This is a genomic window from Stenotrophomonas sp. S4, from assembly GCF_054187805.2.
On the sequence record NZ_CM196188.1, the window covers coordinates 3,518,905 to 3,535,246 of the forward strand.

Sequence of the window (16,342 nt, forward strand, 5' to 3'; positions counted from 1 at the left end):
TTCCGCAATCGGTTGGAACGACCTTGGGGTCAGATCCGTTTTCCGGAGGAAAACGGATCTGACCCCATTTTGATTGTCGATACCTGACAGATGTGTCGACCAAGGTCGACACCTACCGACAGCACACGGAATCTGTCAGAGGTGGGGCGGTGTCGGAGTGCGGGGTGTCAGCCGCATGGATGCGGCTGCCAAGCCTACAGGGACGTACTTGCGGCGTCCCCGCAGTCCGACACCGCCCCGCCAAACCACGGGTAGTCCGCTGTTGCTGTTGCTTCGGCCTTTGCCGTTGCTTGAAGGCCTCTGCGGGTGCCGGGCGCCGCCCGGCCGACTTCCGCCACTTGCGGTGGCAGCGACTGCCCACTAGCCTTCGGCCGTCGTTCACCACCCAAGGACCGCCCGTGAAACACCGTCATCTCCTGCTGGCCTCGGCAATCGCCGCCGCCACGCTGGCCCTGGCCGCCTGCAAGAAGGAAGCTGCCCCAGGCACCGATACCGCCAGCAGCAGTGCCCCGGCCGGCGAAACCGCCGACCAGTTCGTGGCCCGCATCAATGCCGAATTCAAGGCCGCCTACCCGGAGATGACCTCGGCGCAGTGGCTGTCCTCCACCTACATCAACAGTGATTCGGAACGCATCGCGGCCAAGGCCAACGAGCGCTCGCTGACCCAGCTCAACAGCTGGATCGAACAGGCGGCCACGTTCGACGGCAAGCCGATGAGCGAGGACAGCAAGCGTGCGATCCACCTGCTGAAGCTGATGTCGTCGATGCCGGCACCGCGCGACCCGGCCAAGCTGGCCGAGCTGACCCAGATCGCCACGCGCATGGAAGGCAGCTACGGCGCCGGCAAGTACTGCACCGATGCCAACGATCCGAACTCCTGCCGCCAGTTGGGCGAGCTGGAGCAGGTGCTGGCACGCAGCCGCGACTACGACAAGCAGCTCGATGCCTGGCAGGGCTGGCACAGCACCACCAAGAGCATGCGCGGCGACTACCAGAAGTTCGTCGGCCTGGTGAACGAAGGCGCCAAGGGCATGGGTTTCACCGATGCCGGCCAGATGTGGCGCAGCGGCTATGACATGCCGCCGGAACAGATCGGTCCGGAAACCGACCGCCTGTGGGAACAGGTCAAGCCGATGTACGAGCAGCTGCACTGCTACGCACGCGGGAAGCTGGACAAGACCTACGGCAAGGACAAGGCCGAAGTGGGCAATGGCCTGATCGCCGCGCATCTGCTCGGCAACATGTGGCAGCAGGACTGGTCGAACCTGTGGGACCAGCTGGAACCGTACCCGGGTGCCGGCAGCCTGGACATCACCGCGGCGCTGGAAAAGCAGTACCAGACCAACCTGAGCGCAGCGCTGGCCAAGGCCGGCAAGGACGCCAACGTGGCCGCGCAGTACAAGGCGCAGCGCGAGGCCGAACTGCGTACCGCCAAGCAGATGACCGAACGGGCGCAGGACTTCTACGTGTCGCTGGGCATGCCGTCGCTGCCGCAGTCGTACTGGGAACGCACCCAGTTCATCAAGCCCGACGACCGCGACGTGGTCTGCCACGCCAGCGCCTGGGACATGAACATGGAAGGCGACGTGCGCACCAAGATGTGCATCAAGCCGAACGAAGAGAACTTCACCACCATCTACCACGAGCTGGGCCACATCTATTACGACCTGGCCTACAACCCGCTGCCGCCGCTGTTCCAGGGCGGTGCCAACGATGGCTTCCATGAAGCGATCGGCGACACCATCGTGCTGGCGATGACGCCCAAGTACCTCAGCTCGATCGGCCTGGTCGACGCGCCGACCGAGAGCCGCGAAGCGGTCATCAACAACCAGATGCGCATGGCGCTGTCGGGCGTGTCGTTCCTGCCGTTCGGGCTGATGATCGATCGCTGGCGCTGGGGCGTGTTCGATGGCTCGATCACCGCCGACAACTACAACAAGGCATGGTGGGACCTGAAGGCCAAGTACCAGGGCGTGGCGCCGGCCAGCACCCGTGGCGAAGAATTCTTCGACCCGGGCGCGAAGTACCACGTGCCGGGCAACACCCCGTACACGCGTTACTTCCTGGCGCGCATCCTGCAGTTCCAGTTCTACAAGGGCCTGTGCGACGCGGCCGGCTACAAGGGCCCGCTGCATGAGTGCACCTTCTACGGCAACAAGGAAGCCGGCCAGAAGTACTGGGCGATGCTGAGCAAGGGTGCCAGCCAGCCGTGGCAGGCCACGCTGAAGGAGCTGACCGGCACCGACAAGCTCGATGCCGGCCCGATGATCGAGTACTTCACCCCGGTCAACGAGTGGCTGAAGCAGCAGAACGAAGGCCAGATGTGTGGCTGGCAGGCCAACGCAGCACCGGCGGCGAAATGAAAAAAGGGGCGGATCCGCGAGGATCCGCCCCTTTCCGGTAGTGCCGGCCGCTGGCCGGCAACCACGCGATGAAGACCCAACGGGCAGCCGGCCAGCGGCCGGCTCTACCGAAATGTCTGTCAGCTGTTCTTCTTCGCCGCCATCGCTGCAGCCAGCTCGGCCTTGAATTCCTCGAAGGTCTGGCCCTTTTCCTTCGCTTCGGCCTGTGCGGCATCACGCAGCGCATCGGAGTACATCAGGCGCACCGGCGTGCCGTTGCGCTCGTGCAGCTCACCGGCCTGCATGATCAGCGCCAGCACCTGCGCAGCGCTCTCGCTGTGGCCCGCGATGCGGCCATCCATGCCCAGCACCCATTCGCCATCACGGCGCACGACACCGGCCAGCAGGGTGCGCTGCGCGTCGCGCAGTTCGGCATGCGGCTCCACCGGCGAGGCCTGGGCAGCGGCCTTGTTGGCGGCCTGCTTTTCCTGGCGACGGCGCTGGTCGCGGCGGGTCTTGGAGCTGGTGGACATGGTGCGGTACCGCTGCGAGGGGGGCGCAAGGATAGCGCACCCCGCCCGCAGCGCTGCTTCACGTCGCCTCAGTCCAGCACTTTGCCGTGGCGCCAGTACCCCATGAAGGTGATCGCGCGGCGGTCCAGCCCGCAGTCACGGACCAGATGGCGACGGATCGCCATCACGGCCCCGGCCTCACCTGCGACCCAGGCGTACAGCGGCCCCGCCACGCGGCTATCGGCCTGCTCCCAGAGGATCTGCGTATCGACGTCGATCTCCTCCAACGCATCGCCGGCAGCCACGCCCGAGGCCGCAGCCAACCTTGCCTGGACTGCCTGCAGCAGGGGCTGCCCGTACGCCGCCTGCCCGCGCGGCAACCAGACCAGCTCGGCCGTGGCCGGCGCCTTCAGGGGAACCGCATCACCGGCCTGCGCCACTTCCAGCAGGGCCAGCGTGCGCGGCGGATCCACCATGGCCGCCAGTTCCTCGAGAATCCCGGCCACTGCCGGCAACGCGGTCTCGTCAGCCACCAGCAGCACCTGGCCAACGCCCGTCGGCGGCTTCCATTCCCAGCCCTCGCTGCTGTCGGCGCAGTCGGCATCCGGGGCCAGCAGCACCACGCGGTCGCCCGGCCGGGCATGCATGGCCCAGCGCGAGGCGGGACCGGTCACGCCGTGGATGACGAAATCGACATCGACCTCGCCCTGCTCCGCACGCAGCTGGCGGATGGTGTAGGTGCGCATCGGCGGGCGCTGATCGTCCGGCAGGGCCCGGTAGCGTGGATACCAGTCGTCGCCGCTGGGGACCTGCGGCACCTCCTGGCCGGGCAAGGGGAAGAACACCTTGATGCGCTGGTCCGGCCCTTCGGTCTTCATCCGCGCCACGTCGGCACCGATGAACACCATGCGGTCCAGGGAAGGGGAAAGAACGCGGCGCTCCTTCAGCGCCACCTCGAACAGGCGGTAGGTCTGCTGCGCAGCCATGGGGGAACCTCATGCAACGACATTGGATCGGCTGGCTGTCGTGCACCTGTGCACCGGCTGGCTGGAGTGCCCAGCCTAGTCCGGTGGTTTCCCGTCGCAAGCGCTGCGGGCGTCGCGGCCTGCCCTACCCCTGCACGCTGCTCAGTGACCCGTGCAGGCCGCCTGCGCCGTGCGTTCACGCTGGTGTTCCCAGTACCAGAACACGAAGCCGGCGCCGAAGAACGCGGCCTGGCCCAGCGCCAGGTGCAACGGGCTGGCGCTGAGCAGCGGCGACACCACGCCGGCCACCACGGTGCTGATCATCAGCTGCACGAACGCCTGCAGCGACGAGGCCAGGCCACGCTGGTGCGGGTACATGTCCAGCACCGCGAGCGCCAGGATCGGGAAGATCAATGCCATGCCCATGCCGCCCAGGAAGATCGGCAGCACCGCCCACGGCAGCACGAACTGCGGCGCCAGCGCCACGTAGCCGACGTTCAGCAGCACCGACAGCGCGCACAGGCCGAAACCGATGGCGACCTGGCGGGTGGGCGTGGTGTGCCCGGCCATGCGCCCGGACAGGAACGAGCCGGTGGTCATGCCGCCGATGGTGGGAATGAACAGCCAGGCGAAGCCGCCCTCGCCCAGGTGCAGGTGCTGCATCACGAACACCGGCGCCGAGGAGATGTACAGGAAGATGCCGCCGAAACCGATGCTGCCGGCCAGCGCCAGGCGCAGGAAACGCGGATTGAAACCGATGCGCACGTAGTCGCGCATCAGCACGCGCGGCGACAGCGGCACCCGAGCCTCGACCGGATGGGTTTCCGGCAGATAGCGTGCGGTGGCTGCCAGCAGGACCAGTGCGAACACCACCAGGAACCAGAAGATCAGCGACCAGCCCGCGCCACTGAGCAGGATCCAGCCACCGATGATCGGCGCGATGGCCGGGGCGATGCCGAACAGCATCGACACCTGGCTCATCAGCCGCTGCGCGTCGTGGCCATGGTACAGGTCGCGGATCACCGCGCGGCCGACGATCATGCCGACGCCCGCGGACAGGCCCTGCAGCGCGCGGAACGCCAGCAGCGTGGTCAGGTCGGTGGACAGCGCACAGCCGACCGAGGCGCCGACGAACACCACCAGGCCGCCGAGGATCACCCGCTTGCGGCCCCAGGCATCGGACAGCGGGCCGTGTGCCAGGCTCATCAGGCCGTAGAACAGCAGGTACACACTGATGGTCTGCTGCACCGCCACCTCGTCCACCGCCAGGCGCTGGGCCAGCTGCGGGAACGCCGGGAAGATGGTGTCGATCGAGAACGGACCGAACATGGCCAGGCCGGCGAGCAGCAGGGCCATGCGGCGGGTGGAAGGAGCAACAGCGGCGGTCATGGAGAAGGCGTCCGGCAGGGCCATGCGCGGCACGCACGGCGGGCGCCGGTCCCCTGCAGCAGGGACGGCGCCAGATGAATTCGGGTATTCGCCCATCATAGGTGGGGATTGCGCCTGACGCCATGCAGCAGTGCACAAAACGCACGGACGGGCCATCGGCCATTCAGGCGCCGCGGCCGGGCCCGGAGGCGGCTGGCGCGCCCGCAACGGGCTATAATCGGCGGGCAACACGGTGGGAGAAGCGGAACACCGCTGCCGAAGGCGCAACGCCCGTAATCGCTCAGGCCCGATACCACCCGTAACACAACTCTGGAGAGACCGGTTCGATCCGGCGCCGAAGGGGCACGAAGCCGCGGTTTTTTCCGCGCTTCCAAACTCTCAGGCAAAAGGACAGAGGGGCGCCCCGCAGACCGCCGACCGGCGGCTTGTGCCCGTGCGTGTGCCCTTTCCTGACGGATCCTTCGCCATGTCCCAGAACACCCCTTCCCTGCGTGAGCTCGAGCACCACAATGCGTTCGTCGAGCGCCACATCGGCCCCAACGATGCCGAGATCGCGCAGATGCTCGACGTCGTCGGCCATGCATCGCTGGATGCGATGACCGATGCCATCGTACCGGCCAAGATCAAGTCGCCGGCGCCGCTGGCACTGCCGGAATCGATGACCGAAGTGCAGGCACTGGCGAAGATCCGTGCGATCGCCGACAAGAACACCGTGCTGCGCAGCTTCATCGGCCAGGGCTACTACGGTACCCACACGCCGAACGTGATCCTGCGCAACATCCTGGAAAACCCGGCCTGGTACACCGCCTACACTCCGTACCAAGCGGAAATCTCGCAGGGCCGCATGGAAGCACTGATCAACTTCCAGACCCTGTGCGCCGACCTCACCGGCATGGAAATTGCCAACGCCTCGCTGCTGGACGAAGCCACCGCCGCCGCTGAAGCGATGACCCTGGCCAAGCGTTCGGCCAAGTCGAAGTCGGACACCTTCTTCGTGCACGACGCCGTGCACCCGCAGACCCTGGAGCTGCTGCGCACCCGCGCCGAGCCCATGGGCATCGTGCTGCGCGTCGGCACCCCGGCCGAGGCACTGGAAGCGGAAGCCTTCGGCCTGCTGCTGCAGTACCCGGACACCTTCGGCCAGGTCGGCGACTACAAGGCGCTGGTCGATGCCGTGCACGCACGCGGCGGCCTGGTGGCCGTGGCCAGCGACCTGCTGGCGCTGACCCTGCTGGCCGCCCCGGGCGAATGGGGCGCGGACATCGTGGTCGGCAACAGCCAGCGTTTCGGCGTGCCGTTCGGCTTCGGCGGCCCGCACGCCGCGTTCATGGCCTGCCGTGACGCCTACAAGCGCTCGATGCCAGGCCGCCTGATCGGCGTCTCGGTCGATGCGCAGGGCAACCCGGCCTACCGCCTGACCCTGCAGACCCGCGAGCAGCACATCCGCCGCGAGAAGGCCACCTCCAACATCTGTACCGCACAGGTGCTGCTGGCGGTGATGGCCTCGATGTATGCCGTCTACCACGGCCCGGAAGGCCTGACCCGCATCGCCCGTCGCACCCACCGCCTAGCCTCGATCCTGGCCGCGGCACTGCGCACGGCCGGCGTGCAGGTCGGTGGCGACTTCTTCGACACCCTGCATGTCACCGGCGTGCACGCCGATGAGATCCACGCCAAGGCCCGCGCCGCCGGTTACAACCTGCGCGCGATCGACAGCGATTCGGTCGGCATCAGCCTGGACGAGACCGCCACCCGCGCCGACGTGGTCGCGCTGGCCGCCGTGTTCGGTGCGCAGGCCGACGTCGACGCGCTGGATGCCAGCACCGCCGATGCGCTGCCGGCCGGCCTGCTGCGCCAGTCCGCGTTCCTGACCCACCCGGTGTTCAACACCCACCACAGCGAGCACGAACTGCTGCGCTACCTGCGCTCGCTGGCCGACAAGGACCTGGCGATGGACCGCACGATGATCCCGCTGGGCTCGTGCACCATGAAGCTCAACGCCACCGCCGAGATGATCCCGGTGACCTGGCCGGAGTTCTCGCAGATCCACCCGCTGGTGCCGGCCGACCAGGCGCTGGGCTACAAGGAACTGATCGACACGCTGGAAGCGATGCTGGTGGAATGCACCGGCTACGACGCGGTCAGCCTGCAGCCGAACTCCGGCGCACAGGGCGAGTACGCCGGCCTGCTGGCGATCCGCGCCTACCACCGCTCGCGCGGCGAAGACCACCGCGACATCTGCCTGATCCCGGACTCGGCGCACGGCACCAACCCGGCGTCGGCGCAGATGTGCGGCATGAAGGTGGTGGTGACCAAGACCGATGCCAACGGCAACGTCGATGTCGAGGACATCCGCCTCAACGCCGAGAAGTACAGCGACCGCCTGGCCGCGATCATGATGACCTACCCGTCCACGCACGGCGTGTTCGAGGAAGAGGTGGTGGAGATCTGCGAGATCATCCACAAGCACGGCGGCCAGGTGTACACCGACGGTGCCAACATGAACGCCCTGGTCGGCGTGGCCAAGCCGGGCAAGTGGGGTTCGGATGTTTCGCACCTGAACCTGCACAAGACCTTCTGCATCCCGCACGGCGGTGGCGGCCCGGGCGTCGGCCCGTGCGCGGTCAAGGAGCACCTTGCCCCGTTCCTGCCGGGCAAGCTGGGTGACAACGGCCCGGTCGGCATGGTCAGCGCGGCCAGCTTCGGCAGCGCTTCGATCCTGCCGATCAGCTGGATGTACATCGCGATGATGGGCCGCGGCGGTCTGCGCAAGGCCACCCAGGTCGCGCAGCTCAACGCCAACTACATCGCCAAGCGCCTGGCCCCGCACTTCAAGACCCTGTACACGGGCCGCAACGGTCTGGTGGCACACGAGTGCATCCTGGACGTGCGCCCGCTGGAGAAGACCAGCGGCATCGGTGCCGAGGACGTGGCCAAGCGCCTGATCGACTTCGGCTTCCATGCCCCGACGCTGAGCTTCCCGGTGGCCGGCACGCTGATGGTGGAGCCGACCGAGAGCGAATCGCTGCACGAACTGGATCGCTTCATCAACGCGATGATCCAGATCCGCGAGGAAATCACCGCGATCGAAGACGGCCGCCTGGACCGCGAGGACAACCCGCTGAAGAACGCGCCGCACACTGCCACCGCAGTGACCGCCAGCGAGTGGACCCACGCCTACCCGCGCGAACTGGCCGCCTTCCCGCTGGCCAGCCTGAAGCAGAGCAAGTACTGGCCGCCGGTGGCGCGTGTGGACAACGTGTACGGCGACAAGAACGTGATGTGCGCCTGCATCCCGGTCGATGCCTACAAGGATGATGAAGTCGAGGCTTGATTCCTCACTGCACCGGTAAAGAAAACGGCCCGCGCAAGCGGGCCGTTTTCATAAGGGCGTGTGGACCAAGGTCCACACCCACACACATCCGGTCACGGGTCCGGCATCTGCCCCAGGCTCAACTGCCACGACACGCCGAAGCGGTCCTGCACCCAGCCGTAGCGGTTGCTGAAGTCATAGTCGCCCACCGGCATCAACCAATGGCCACCCTCGCCCAGTACGCGTGCGGCACGTTCGAACTGCTCGGCGCCGGAACACTCGACGAACAGCGAGATCGACGGCGAGAAGGTGAAATCGTGCACGTCCAGGCTGTCGAAGCACAGGTAGTGGGTGCCACCGAGCAGGAAGATGGCCTGGCGGACCTGCCCGGGCACGCCGGCGCCGGCGCCCTCGGGGTGGCGTTGCAGGGCCAGCAGGCGGAAATCGGCAAAGGCTTCGGCGTACAGGGCCAGCGCGGCCTCGGCCTGGCCGGTGAACATCAGGAAGGGACGGCTGCGCAGCATGCGGTGCTCCTGGTCGACGGGCCAGTGACGGCCCACGCGATCAGGATGGCACGGCGGATGTGCAGCCCCCGTGGTAGTGCCGGCCGCTGGCCGGCAGCTTCAATCAGGCCTCGCGCATGCGCCGTGCGATGGCGCTGCTGGCGGCGATCGTGGCGGTCAACGCCACCATCGACAGGAACTGCAGGCGGGTGTGCGACTCACTCAGCAGCAGGCCGAAGATCAGCGCCAGGATCGCCAGTGCACAGCAGGTCAGCCACGGGAAGCCGGCCATGCGGAACGGCAGGCGGGTGCCCAGGCGATCCGCGCGCCGGCGCAGCACCAGCTGCGAGACCAGCGACAGCGTCCACACCAGCAGGCAGGTGGAACCGACGATGTTCAGCAGCACCGGCAGCACCCGGTCCGGGAACAGCAGTTCCATCACCGTGGCGGCAAAGCCGAACAGCACGCTGGCCAGCACGGCGATCACCGGCACCTGACGCGGGTCGGTCCAGCCAAGCACGGCCGGCGCTTCGCGGCGCTGCGCCAGCGAATACATCATGCGCGAGGCGCCGTAGAGGTTGGCATTGAGCGCCGACAGCAGCGCGATCACGGCAATCAGGGTGATGGCGGTACCGGCGCCCGGGATGCGGGCGATGTCCAGCACCGCGGCGAACGGCGACTTCAGCGCCTCGCTGGTCCATGGCACCACGGCGATGATCACGCTCAGCGAGCCGATGTAGAACACCAGGATGCGCCAGGCCACGGTGCGGATGGCTCGGGCAATGCTGCGCTCGGGGTCTTCGGTTTCGGCCGCCGCCACGGCCACGATCTCGGTGCCACCAAAGGCAAAAACGACAACCAGCAGCGCTGCACCGATCCCGGCCAGGCCCTTCGGTGCGAAGCCACCGTGTTCGGTGAAGTTGCTCAGGCCCGGCGAGGTCACCTGCGGCAGCCACCCCATCAGCAGCGCCACGCCAATGGCGATGAAGGCCAGGATCGCCGCCACCTTGAGGATGGCGAACCAGAATTCGAACTCGCCGAAGTTCTTCACTCCGAGCAGGTTGATCGCGGTGAAGAACAGCATGAAGGCCAGCGCCGCCATCGGTACCGGTATCGCCGGCCAGACCGTGGCCAGCAGCCCGGCTGCACCCACGGCTTCGGCGGCGATCACGATCACCAGCTGCACCCACCACAGCCAGCCCACGGTGGCACCGGCGGTAGCGCCCATGGCGTCGGCTGCATACACCGAGAACGCGCCACTGGTGGGCTTGGCCGCCGCCATCTCACCCAGCGCGTTCATCACGATGATCACCAGCGCGCCGGCCACCAGATACGACACCAGCACCGCCGGGCCGGCCGCCTGCACACCCACGCCCGAGCCGAGGAACAGGCCGGCGCCGATGGCGCTGCCCAGGCCCATCATGATCAGCTGGCGGGGCTTGAGCGAATGTCCGAGGCGGGACGGCGAAGCGGTCGGAATCGAGTTGGGCATCGGCGGGGCTGGCGGCGGGCTACAGGGGCGACACCTTACCCTGTCCCGTGCCCACGGGGATAGGCACAGCGCAGCAGGCGGCTCAGGCCAGCGCCGGCTCGCCGACGTTCCCACCGATACGGGCACGATAGGCACGCGGCGAGAAACCGGTTTCAGCCTTGAACTTGCGGGTGAAGGCGCTCTGGTCGCTGAAACCGCAGGCCTGGCCGATGCAGGCGATGCTGTCGTCGCCATGCAGCAGGTGCATGGCCATCTGGATCCGCAGCCGGGTCAGCACCTGCTGCGGGGTCATCTGGAACACCTTGCGGAAGCTGCGCTCCAGCTTGGACAGCGAGAAACCGGTGATGTCCAGCAGGGTCTGCATGCGCACATTCTCGGCGTAGTGCGCATTGAGGTGGGCCAGCGCCAGCCGCAGCTGCTCGTACTGGGTGCCGAGGCTGTCCTTCTGGCCGAGGTCGCGGGAAATGCCGATCAGCCCCTCGATGGCCCCATCGACCACCAGCGGGCGCTTGCAGGTCAGACACCAGCCCGGTTCGCGGTTGGCGAACAGGTGCAGCTCCATCAGGTTCTCGATCACCTCGCCGGACAGCACGCGGGCGTCCTGGTCGACGTAGTCCGCACTGAGGCCGGTCGGGTAGATCTCGGCCGCGGTACGCCCGATCACGTCCTTGCGCGCGCGCAGGCCCAGCCGCCGCAGCATGGTCTGGTTGACGTGGGTGTAACGCCCCTGGCGGTCCTTGATGAAGAACAGCACATCCGGGATGGCGTCGAACAGGGCTTCGATGTCGGCGGGCTCGACTCGCATGCCACAAGCATAGCCGAGGCCCCTTGCCGGTGCGATCACCCTTGCGGGACTTGCGCTTAACGCCGCCAGGCCCACCGTGGGGGCCAGCCCCCACCGGAGAACCGGCCATGCCCCGCGGTGACAAGTCCGCCTATACCGAAAAGCAGAAGCGCCAGGCCGAGCACATCGAAGAGAGCGAGCGCGAACGCGGCGCCAGCGAAAGCACCGCAGAGCGCATCGCCTGGGCCACTGTGAACAAGCGGGATGGTGGCGGCAAACGTAGTGATAGCGGGCGCAAGGTGGCGAAGAAGGCAACGGCGAAGAAGGCGCCGGCCCGCACGACGGCCACGAAGAAGGCAGCAAAGAAGACGGTAGCCAAGAAAGCCAGCACCACCGCCTCACGCAGCGCCGCCGCGAAGAAGGCAGCGAAGACCCGTGCGGCAAAGAAGACCGTGCGCAAGGTGGCGGCGAAGAAAGCAGCACGTACCCGCGCGCGCGGCTGAATCCTTCGATCAGGGCGACAGCGTCCTCATCCACGCGGCAACTTCGGCTGCAGCTGCGTCGGCGCGCGCCTGCAGCAGCAGATGTGGCCCCTCCAACGACACATGGCGGGCATCGGGCAACAAGGCCTGCAGCTCGGCCACGCTGGGCGGCCACAGCAGGCGGTCCTGCCGGGCATGCAGGCACAGCGTCGGCACTTCGATTCCTGGCAGCAATGCGCGTACGTCGACCCGCAGCGTCGCCGCAGCACGCTGGCGCAGGGTTGCCGCTGGCACCTGCGTGATTGCCAGGCTCAGCTCGCGCAGGTTCGCACGCGTCCGCCATTGCCCCAGCAGCAACCGGGCCATCAACGCCAGTGGCGGCAACGGCCATGCCGGGGCCAGTATCCGTGCGCTCGCCGCAGGCAGCGGCACCGGCCGCCGTGCGAAGGTCGTACTCAGTACCAACCCATGCAATCCAGGTAGCCCGGCCACCGCCAGTTCGATGGCCAATGGTCCGGCGAACGACTCGGCCAGCAGCACAAAAGGAGATGCCGGAAGCTGCGGGCGCAGGATCGACGCCAACGTGGAGTAGTCCTGCGGCCCCTGCGCGGGCATCGGCAGTACCTGCATCTGCATGCCCCGCGCCTGCATTGCCTCTACGAAGTGCGCCGACAGCAGGCCGGTGCCATCCAGGCCTGGCAGCATCACGACCGGCAGCATCACGGCATTCATCACGTTGATCACCCTTCAGGTTTCTTCGCACGGCTCCCTGCCTGCAGCTTCACGCATTGGCTCGGCCCAAGGAAGTGCACGGCGGCACACGCGGCGCTACGCTGGTGGTCCCGACGGAACGGAGAAGGCGGCATGCGCAAGCCACGCTGGCTCAGCTGGACCGGCATCGCCGTATGCACACTCTATCTCGCGCTGACCACCTGGCTGGTGCTCGATGCCCAGGCCAACAGCGACCCCAAGGGCGCCTACATCCTCATGCAGCTGCCGGTGATGCTGCAGACCGCAGCACTCAACGTCATCGGCATGGGTGGGTGGCTTTCCGGAAAGACCTGGACGACCGTCTACCTGCTGGTGATGCCCCCTACCCTGGTCGTGCTGTATGCCGTGGGGGCCATGCTCGGCAGTGTTCTTGAACAATGATGGTGATGTGTCGGCCTGTCTGAGCAGGCAATGGGAATACGGCCGCCCAGGGCGGCCGTATTCCTGTCACGGGTTCAGCAGTCTGCTCAGGCTGCGCGACGCGGCACGGCCGAAGCCGCTGCGCCTTCCACCTTGAACACCGACACCGACGTGGTCAGTGCATGCGCCTGTTCTTCCAGCGCGCGGCTGGCCGCGGTGGCTTCTTCCACCAGCGCGGCGTTCTGCTGGGTCACCTGGTCCATCTGCACCACCACCTGGTTGACCTGCTCGATGCCGGCGGCCTGTTCCTTGCTGGCCGCTGCGATGTCGCTCATCAGCTGGGTCGTGCGCGAACTTGCCTGGGCCACACGCGCGATCGCGGCTTCCGATTCAACGGTCACCGCCAGGCCACTCTTCACCTTGGCGGCGGCGTCTTCGATCAGCTCCTTGATCTCCTTGGCGGCGACACCGGCACGCTGCGCGAGCGTGCGCACTTCGCTGGCGACCACGGCAAAACCGCGGCCCTGCTCGCCTGCACGTGCGGCTTCCACCGCCGCGTTCAGCGCCAGGATGTTGGTCTGGAACGCGATGCCGTCGATCACCGTGGAGATTTCCGAGATGCGTGCCGACGACTGGTCGATCTCACCCATCACCGAGGCCATCTGTGCCATCGCCTGCTCGGTCTCGCGCACGGCGGCGCCGGCCGCATGCGCTTCGCTGTCGGCCTGACGCGCCAGCTCGGCGTTCTGGCGCACGGTGGAGGTCAGCTCCTCCATCGATGCGGCGGCCTCTTCCAGGTTGGCCGCCTGCTGCTCGGTGCGGCGCGACAGGTCGTTGTTACCGGCGGCCAGTTCCTGCGCCGCGTTGTTGATGCTGTCGGCAGCCACCTGGATGCCCCGCACGATGCCGGTCAGCTGTGCGGTGGTGGTGTTCGCGTCGTCGCGCATACGGGCGAACACGCCGTCGTACTCGCCGTCCATGCGTGCGGTCAGGTCGCCGTGCGAGATCGCGCGCAGCACGTCGGAGACATCGGCGATGCTGGCCTGCGAACTGGCCATCATGCCGTTGAGGTACTCGACCATCGCCTTGAACTGGTACTGGAACGCAGCGGCATCGCCACGCATGCTGAAATCGCCGGCGCGGGCGGCGCGGGCCAGTTCGTCGATCTGCGCGTTGATCGCCATCAGGCTCTGCTTCACTGCGGCCAGGGTCCGGGTCAGCGTGCCCTTCTCGCCCGGGTAGTCCGGCAGGTCGCGGCTGAGGTCGCCGATGGCGTAGCGCTGCATCACCTCGGCCATCAGCAGTTCCACCTGCACGTGCGATTCGACCAGGCTGTTGGTCGCCTGCACCATGCGGCCGAAGTCACCCGGGAATGCACCGGCGTCCATGCGATAGCGGATCGCCCCCGCTTCGTGCTGCTCGGCCATCTGCAGCTGCGCGCCGATCGCCGCCTGCACGCTCTGCCGAACGCTGGCCATTGCCTCGCCCAGTTGGGTCAGTTCGTCACGGCCACCAAGACGGAACTCCTGGTCCAGCTGGCCCTTGGACAGGCGCTCGGCCAGGTTCACCGCGCGGGCCAGCGGGCCGGTCAGGCTGCGGCCGATCATCACCGAGGCACCGATGCCCACCAGCAGCGCGACGCCGCCCAGCACCAGCAGCTGCAGCAGGCTGCGCTCACCCAGGCGGATCGCCTCGGCGGCGGCCTTGCGGCTTTCCTTCTCCTCAAAGTCCACGCCATCGGACAGTGCCTTGTTCCAGCCGTTGGCCGCTTCCTGCACCGGGCCCAGGGTCAGCGCCACGGCGCCCGGGTAGTCGCCCTGCTCCATCAGTTCGCTGGTCTGCTTGTTGAGCGGGCGCGCGATGGCACGCTTGGCTGCGATGGTTTCCGCAATGGCCTTGCCCTCGGCGTCGCTGGGCAGCGCCTGGTAGGCGGTCCAGCTGGCCTCGTAGCGCTTGACCAGATCGGCGATGCGCTGCTCATCGTGGCCGCGGTCATCGCCCTGGCGGATCAGCATCTCGCGCCGCACCACCATCATCTGGTTGTTGGCATCGAGCATCTGCGACAGCAGGCGCACCTTGGCCACGCTGACGTCGACCACCTGCTGCATCGCGCGCTTCTGCACGACACTGGCGGTGGCGCCGGTGGCCACCACGGCGGCGACCAGCAGCAGCAACAGGCCAAAGCCCAGCCCAAGACGCCAGGCAACCCTGACGTTCCTCAAGTAGTTCATGGGGGTATCCAAAACGGGGGGATGAGGCCTTATCGGCGGCCCGGCACGCGATCTTGATCGCCGTCCATCGACGGCGTCGGCCACCGTTCACCTTGGTGAGCCTGCGGCCCAGCGGCACCTGCGCACTGGAAACGGCTGCGATGGCGATGGCTGCTCATGCCGGCATCAGATTCCTTTCACGACGGCTCGGCAGCGGCTGCGGGCAAGGTGGTGGCGTGACCTGCTGGAGATCCCAATGCCCTTGCCCGTGTCCCGATCCACCCTGCTCGCTCTCTCACTGCTGGCGTCGCCAGCCTTCGCACAGGCGCCGCCGCCCGAGCTGCCCGCCCCCATTGCCGAGAAAGCCGGGCCGGATGTGGCCCCACGCTCCGCGCTGCACGCCCAGGTGCTGCTGGATCGTGCGAATTTCTCTCCCGGCCAGATCGATGGCGAAGTGGGCAGCAACCAGCGACGCGCGGTGTCGGGCTTCCAGGCGGCGCATGGGCTGACCGTAACGGGTGAACTGGATGACGCCACCTGGAAGGCTCTGCAGGCCGATACGATCACGCCGCTGGCCAGCTACACGCTGACTGCTGAGGATGTTGCCGGTCCGTTCCAGGCCACACCCAAAGGGCCCGCCGCCCAGGCCAAGCTCAAATCGCTGGGATACGGCAGTGTGGAAGAGGCCCTGGGCGAGCGCTTCCATGCATCCCCTGAGCTGCTGAAGCTGCTCAATCCAGGCGTGGATCTTGCCAAGGCAGGCGGCCGCATCCAGGTACCCAACATCGCACCCGCCGCATTGCCAAAGGCGGCGAAGATCGTGGTCGATAAATCCGACTCCACCCTGCAGTTGCTGGATGCGCAGGGCAAGGTGATTGCACAGGTCCCGGTGTCGTCGGGCAGCCAGCACGACCCGTTACCGATCGGCGAATGGAAGATCCAGGGCGTGTACCGCGACCCGCCGTTCCACTACAACCCGAAGCTGTTCTGGGATGCCCGCAAGGGCGAAAAGAAGGCCACCCTGCCACCGGGCCCGAACAATCCGGTCGGGCGGGTCTGGATCGACCTGTCCAAACCGCATTACGGCCTGCACGGCACGTCTGAACCCGGCCACGTGGGCAAGACCGAATCGCATGGCTGCGTACGCATGACCAACTGGGATGCGCTGCGTGTGGCCGATGCGGTGGACACTTTGGTCCCCGTGGTGATGCAGGAGTGA

General features: G+C 67.2%; 13 protein-coding genes and 1 riboswitch. Of the genes, 5 read left to right on the forward strand and 8 right to left on the reverse strand.

All coding sequences use genetic code 11. From position 1 onward, the window contains the following. Positions 1-398: 398 nt before the first annotated feature. Positions 399-2,363: a M2 family metallopeptidase gene (locus ACUZUJ_RS16540; protein WP_014038105.1), complete on the forward strand. Its 1,965-nt coding sequence runs from the start codon at positions 399-401 to the stop codon at positions 2,361-2,363. Positions 2,364-2,482: 119 nt separating this feature from the next. Here ACUZUJ_RS16540 and ACUZUJ_RS16545 read toward each other — a convergent pair whose 3' ends face one another. From ACUZUJ_RS16545 to ACUZUJ_RS16555, 3 genes are all read right to left on the reverse strand, one after another. Next, entirely contained in the window at positions 2,483-2,875 is a 393-nt protein-coding gene (locus ACUZUJ_RS16545; RefSeq protein WP_008265644.1) for a hypothetical protein, read from the reverse strand. 68 nt (positions 2,876-2,943) lie between these two features. After that, on the reverse strand, positions 2,944-3,840 hold the full coding sequence (locus ACUZUJ_RS16550; RefSeq protein ID WP_458220284.1) for a siderophore-interacting protein: 897 nt from the start codon (positions 3,838-3,840) through the stop codon (positions 2,944-2,946). A gap of 141 nt (positions 3,841-3,981) precedes the next feature. After that, positions 3,982-5,208, reverse strand: a complete 1,227-nt coding sequence (locus ACUZUJ_RS16555; protein ID WP_458220283.1) for a multidrug effflux MFS transporter — start codon at positions 5,206-5,208, stop codon at positions 3,982-3,984. 299 nt (positions 5,209-5,507) lie between these two features. After that, positions 5,508-5,612, forward strand: a riboswitch (glycine riboswitch). Between the two features lie 62 nt (positions 5,613-5,674). On the opposite strand from ACUZUJ_RS16555, the gene gcvP reads away from it, so the two are divergent. Further along, positions 5,675-8,542, forward strand: a complete 2,868-nt coding sequence (gcvP, locus tag ACUZUJ_RS16560; RefSeq protein ID WP_458220282.1) for an aminomethyl-transferring glycine dehydrogenase — start codon at positions 5,675-5,677, stop codon at positions 8,540-8,542. 92 nt (positions 8,543-8,634) lie between these two features. Here gcvP and ACUZUJ_RS16565 read toward each other — a convergent pair whose 3' ends face one another. From ACUZUJ_RS16565 to ACUZUJ_RS16575, 3 genes are all read right to left on the reverse strand, one after another. Beyond that, positions 8,635-9,045 carry a VOC family protein gene (locus ACUZUJ_RS16565; RefSeq protein ID WP_005418291.1) on the reverse strand — a complete coding sequence of 137 codons (411 nt, stop codon included), beginning with the start codon at positions 9,043-9,045 and terminating at the stop codon, positions 8,635-8,637. Between the two features lie 103 nt (positions 9,046-9,148). Continuing rightward, complete coding sequence (locus ACUZUJ_RS16570; RefSeq protein ID WP_014038111.1) at positions 9,149-10,516, reverse strand: amino acid permease; 1,368 nt, start codon at positions 10,514-10,516, stop codon at positions 9,149-9,151. Positions 10,517-10,598: 82 nt separating this feature from the next. Next, positions 10,599-11,321, reverse strand: coding sequence for an AraC family transcriptional regulator (locus ACUZUJ_RS16575; protein ID WP_014038112.1), 723 nt, complete (start codon positions 11,319-11,321; stop codon positions 10,599-10,601). A gap of 107 nt (positions 11,322-11,428) precedes the next feature. Here ACUZUJ_RS16575 and ACUZUJ_RS16580 point away from each other — a divergent pair, with 107 nt between their 5' ends. Continuing rightward, on the forward strand, positions 11,429-11,803 hold the full coding sequence (locus ACUZUJ_RS16580; protein WP_458220281.1) for a hypothetical protein: 375 nt from the start codon (positions 11,429-11,431) through the stop codon (positions 11,801-11,803). Positions 11,804-11,812: 9 nt separating this feature from the next. Here the strand turns inward: ACUZUJ_RS16580 and ACUZUJ_RS16585 are convergent, their stop codons facing one another. After that, positions 11,813-12,514: an alpha/beta fold hydrolase gene (locus tag ACUZUJ_RS16585; RefSeq protein ID WP_119006992.1), complete on the reverse strand. Its 702-nt coding sequence runs from the start codon at positions 12,512-12,514 to the stop codon at positions 11,813-11,815. Between the two features lie 132 nt (positions 12,515-12,646). Here ACUZUJ_RS16585 and ACUZUJ_RS16590 point away from each other — a divergent pair, with 132 nt between their 5' ends. Then, a complete protein-coding gene (locus tag ACUZUJ_RS16590; protein WP_119006617.1) occupies positions 12,647-12,934 on the forward strand; it encodes a hypothetical protein in 288 nt (95 codons plus the stop codon). Between the two features lie 86 nt (positions 12,935-13,020). Here the strand turns inward: ACUZUJ_RS16590 and ACUZUJ_RS16595 are convergent, their stop codons facing one another. Continuing rightward, positions 13,021-15,144, reverse strand: coding sequence for a methyl-accepting chemotaxis protein (locus tag ACUZUJ_RS16595; RefSeq protein ID WP_458220280.1), 2,124 nt, complete (start codon positions 15,142-15,144; stop codon positions 13,021-13,023). 235 nt (positions 15,145-15,379) lie between these two features. On the opposite strand from ACUZUJ_RS16595, the gene ACUZUJ_RS16600 reads away from it, so the two are divergent. Further along, positions 15,380-16,342: a L,D-transpeptidase family protein gene (locus ACUZUJ_RS16600; RefSeq protein WP_119006619.1), complete on the forward strand. Its 963-nt coding sequence runs from the start codon at positions 15,380-15,382 to the stop codon at positions 16,340-16,342.

Coding starts and splice junctions, on each gene's coding strand:
- ACUZUJ_RS16590 (WP_119006617.1), top strand. CDS start 12,647: ATGCGCAAGCCACGCTGGCTCAGCTGGACCGGCATCGCCGTATGCACA.
- ACUZUJ_RS16600 (WP_119006619.1), top strand. CDS start 15,380: ATGCCCTTGCCCGTGTCCCGATCCACCCTGCTCGCTCTCTCACTGCTG.
- ACUZUJ_RS16580 (WP_458220281.1), top strand. CDS start 11,429: ATGCCCCGCGGTGACAAGTCCGCCTATACCGAAAAGCAGAAGCGCCAG.
- ACUZUJ_RS16595 (WP_458220280.1), bottom strand. CDS start 15,144: ATGAACTACTTGAGGAACGTCAGGGTTGCCTGGCGTCTTGGGCTGGGC.
- ACUZUJ_RS16545 (WP_008265644.1), bottom strand. CDS start 2,875: ATGTCCACCAGCTCCAAGACCCGCCGCGACCAGCGCCGTCGCCAGGAA.
- gcvP (WP_458220282.1), top strand. CDS start 5,675: ATGTCCCAGAACACCCCTTCCCTGCGTGAGCTCGAGCACCACAATGCG.
- ACUZUJ_RS16550 (WP_458220284.1), bottom strand. CDS start 3,840: ATGGCTGCGCAGCAGACCTACCGCCTGTTCGAGGTGGCGCTGAAGGAG.
- ACUZUJ_RS16585 (WP_119006992.1), bottom strand. CDS start 12,514: ATGAATGCCGTGATGCTGCCGGTCGTGATGCTGCCAGGCCTGGATGGC.
- ACUZUJ_RS16575 (WP_014038112.1), bottom strand. CDS start 11,321: ATGCGAGTCGAGCCCGCCGACATCGAAGCCCTGTTCGACGCCATCCCG.
- ACUZUJ_RS16555 (WP_458220283.1), bottom strand. CDS start 5,208: ATGACCGCCGCTGTTGCTCCTTCCACCCGCCGCATGGCCCTGCTGCTC.
- ACUZUJ_RS16570 (WP_014038111.1), bottom strand. CDS start 10,516: ATGCCCAACTCGATTCCGACCGCTTCGCCGTCCCGCCTCGGACATTCG.
- ACUZUJ_RS16565 (WP_005418291.1), bottom strand. CDS start 9,045: ATGCTGCGCAGCCGTCCCTTCCTGATGTTCACCGGCCAGGCCGAGGCC.